Source organism: Bacillus sp. JJ1503, assembly GCF_036965125.1.
GTDB lineage: Bacteria > Bacillota > Bacilli > Bacillales > Cytobacillaceae > Cytobacillus.
Genome location: NZ_JBALOZ010000188.1, coordinates 1 through 3,340, shown reverse-complemented (window position 1 = coordinate 3,340; position 3,340 = coordinate 1). Strand labels below are relative to the sequence as shown.

Annotated in this window: 2 protein-coding genes; one reads left to right on the top strand and one right to left on the bottom strand. The window is 36.9% G+C overall.

Annotation, left to right across the window (positions count from 1 at the left end):
* Positions 1–318 precede the first annotated feature (318 nt).
* A complete protein-coding gene (locus V7149_RS14715) occupies positions 319–2,172 on the bottom strand; it encodes a Xaa-Pro dipeptidyl-peptidase (RefSeq protein ID WP_335346365.1) in 1,854 nt (617 codons plus the stop codon).
* Positions 2,173–2,946: 774 nt separating this feature from the next.
* Here V7149_RS14715 and V7149_RS14710 point away from each other — a divergent pair.
* A partial coding sequence (locus tag V7149_RS14710) for an MBL fold metallo-hydrolase (RefSeq protein ID WP_335346364.1) occupies positions 2,947–3,340 on the top strand: 394 nt, incomplete at its 3' end.

Below are 3,340 nucleotides of genomic sequence, written 5' to 3'. Positions count from 1 at the left end.
GTATTATTTATAGAATATTCTGTCAACCGACGATGCAAAATTAATGTTTTTATCGACAATACCCTACATGTAACTTGTTAAATAGGTTGTAATCAAATGGTAAATATTGTGAATTAATGTTGTCGAAATTAAAAAACTTCGACAAGAAAATCAACAAGCGAGAGTGTTTTTTGAAGGGATTTTACTTCAAATTCACATGGCCAAAACTACACTAGGAAGCAACTTTCTTCTTATTACATGAAATAATAATTGAGAAACCTGTCCTCTAGCACATTGGCTAGGGGGCAGGCATACTGGCAAAGGCTATACTATTTTACATTACTCCCAATTTATCGCTTTAGGTCCACCAACAATGGGTAATATTATTTTGCTACGCTCAGGGTCAATTGAAATTTTCGTTCCTGCTGTTGGACGAATTGTATAATCATAATCGCTTGAAATGATAACGATACCGAGGCGATCTCCAGGGTTAAATACATAGTCATCTGGCTGCATATCCCATGTAAATGTATACTCACGACCCGGTGTTAAGGCAGTTGATCTTGTTTTATCATGTAAGTTTTGTACATCCATCCAGCCTCTAGTAATTATTTCTGTTTTATCAGCACCGTAGTTTACAAGTAAAGCTGTCAGGTTTGCAACAGGTCGATCAATACTTGCGCGGATTTCTAACTTAGGTGTACCACTGATACGAACGGATTCTGTAAGAGCTGGTGTCATGTAAACGAGTCGATTCTCAGAGTTCGTTTCTAGATTTGTTACTAACTCATTAGCTTTAATTAAAGGATTATCAATGAAATACTGATCCTGCTTATTTTTGTTTGGGACAGGTTTTAAGCTAAATGTTCCTGTACCATTTGTAGAATCTGGTTGTAGATGTAGTGTTGTTGGAACAGTGCCTACAGCTGGCCAGTTTTGCTCTGTTGTCCAACTTCGATCTTCACGTTGAATGTCAACCATGGGCTCATCCATGATGTCATTTTCAATATCATATAACCAATAGTCAAACCATTTGTTCAACATAGTATTCCAGTCAGCTTTATACGAGGTAGGACCAGCATGTCCACCTTGGTGTAACAACAACTTTCTTGGGACATTATTCTTCTCTAAGGCATTCCACCAATCGGAGAATTGTTTTGTTTTTACATTCCAGTCATTTAACCCATGCACGACAAATACACTTGCATCAATATTTTTAGCATCCTTTACATAGTCACGCTTAGACCAAAATTCATTGTAATCACCCGATTGACGATCCATTCCTTCAGTAAGTTCCTCAATTACTTGTTTACAGGCTTCTGGATTTGCCCTTGTTAAAATAGCCTCCGCCATGTTATCGGCATCTTCACCTTGATAACCTCCTGGTGCTGTAACAAGCCCATTGGCACGATAGTACTCATACCAGCTACTAATTGCAGCGATTGGAACGATTGTTTTTAATCCTTCTACTCCTGTGGTTGCTACAGCATTAGGGAGGGTACCGTTATATGAAACTCCTGTCATACCAACATTTCCGGTAGTCCAATCAGCTGTTACTAGTTCACCATCTGCTGTATAAGCATTGGCACGTCCATTTAACCAATCAATAACCGCACGAGTGGAAAGGATTTCACTTTCATCACCTGTTGTTGGACAGCCATTCGACAAACCAGTTCCGATGCTTTCGCCTAGTACAACGGCATAACCCCTAGGAACGAAATAATTATCATATGAAGTTGGAAAACGATCATTTGTATAGGCAGCATATGGTTTGCCACTATCTTCACCGGCTTTTCCTTTTTTCGGAACAGCATTGTGTTCTACATCCACATCATATACAGGAACATTCTTTATTCCAGATCGATAAGGAGTCATTTCATAGATGACAGGTACCTTCAAACCTTCCTCGGTTTCTTTTGGACGCATAATATCAACTCTAATCCGATCGAAATTACCGTCCCGATCACTGTCTACAGTCGTTTCTACAAAAATACGTTCTGTAATCGCATCTTGATGTGAAAACACTGGCTGGGTCATTCCATCAATAACCTCAATCTCAGGTATAGAAGAGTGATTTTTCCCATTTTCATCCTGTGTAAGTTCACCTGCAGAAGTAATAGTACTACTAAGTAGTAAAGGAATTGATAAAGCTGTACTCATGGCTACTTTTAAAAACCTTTTTTTGTTTTTCATTGCTTACCTCCAATAGATTTGTAGTTTTGATAGTAAACCATTATTAATATAAGAAAATGACTAAAACAATTAGAGGACTCCTAAATTTATTAAAATCAAGTAAATTATACCATTTATAGACTAGTTATAAAGTTCTGAATATTACGTATTTCATAAATGGTAGTAAAGTAATAGATATTTATTTAGTTTCCTAGCAAAGAACAAATTTTCAGCGCTGAAACCGTAAATGCAGGTCAATCTATGTTATACAATAAAGCCGGCAAAGACTCCCTCGTAATTAGCTGATGATGGTAACTTGGACAAGCTGATCATAGTGCCTCAATCATAACGAAGTTTCGAAAAACTATAACAATTGCATAATCTGCTCCATAAGCGAAATTTTCACCCTCTAAACCATTGATAGTAAAAATGAAAACGCTATCGAAAATTAGTTTCCGCTCTCAGGCTTGGTTAATGGAAGCTTTAACCAATGCATTCCCTGTTCCCATTGTTCTTTGCCAAATGAGTTTAAATCGCTTATATAGCATGTATAATCGCTTTGTGATGAGACAGACCATTTTTTTGATCGTCTTTATCCCTATGGGTCCTAACTTAAGGAAAAACAAGTAAATATAAAAAGGACACATCAAAAACGTAATTTTTATGGATAGTGAGATTAGGAGGAAGTGGAATTTGTACTTTTTTGGAGAATGGAGTAAAAGTTACATTAAAATCTCTAAGTCTTCATAAGTTTATTCATAGAGGATAATAATCCGCTTTACGAGGAGGCTATATATGAAAATATGGCGTTTAGGTCATGCGATGTATGTATTGAAAAGCAAAACAGGAAAAAATTATCTGATTGATCCGTTTTTCGATATGAATCCTGGTTTTGCAAAGGAGTTAGATCATGCAGATTTTTACAAATCAATAGATGCAGTTTTTTTGACTCATGGCCATTTAGATCATACCAGCGGTTTATCTAAATTTATTCAATATAAACCAGATATCATGATTGTTGCACAGTATGATTTAGCCATGATTCTTCTTCAAAAGGGAATGAAAAATGTTTTTCCGATTAATTTCGGCGGGAGCGCTTCGCTAAATGATGTACATGTAACAATGGTTCAGGCCATACATACTTCATCCTATGGCGAAGCGGAGGGATTACCTGTGTATGCTGGGGAGG

Excerpts from the sequence above, each read along its gene's own strand:
- V7149_RS14715 (WP_335346365.1), bottom strand. The coding sequence starts at position 2,172 with ATGAAAAACAAAAAAAGGTTTTTAAAAGTAGCCATGAGTACAGCTTTA.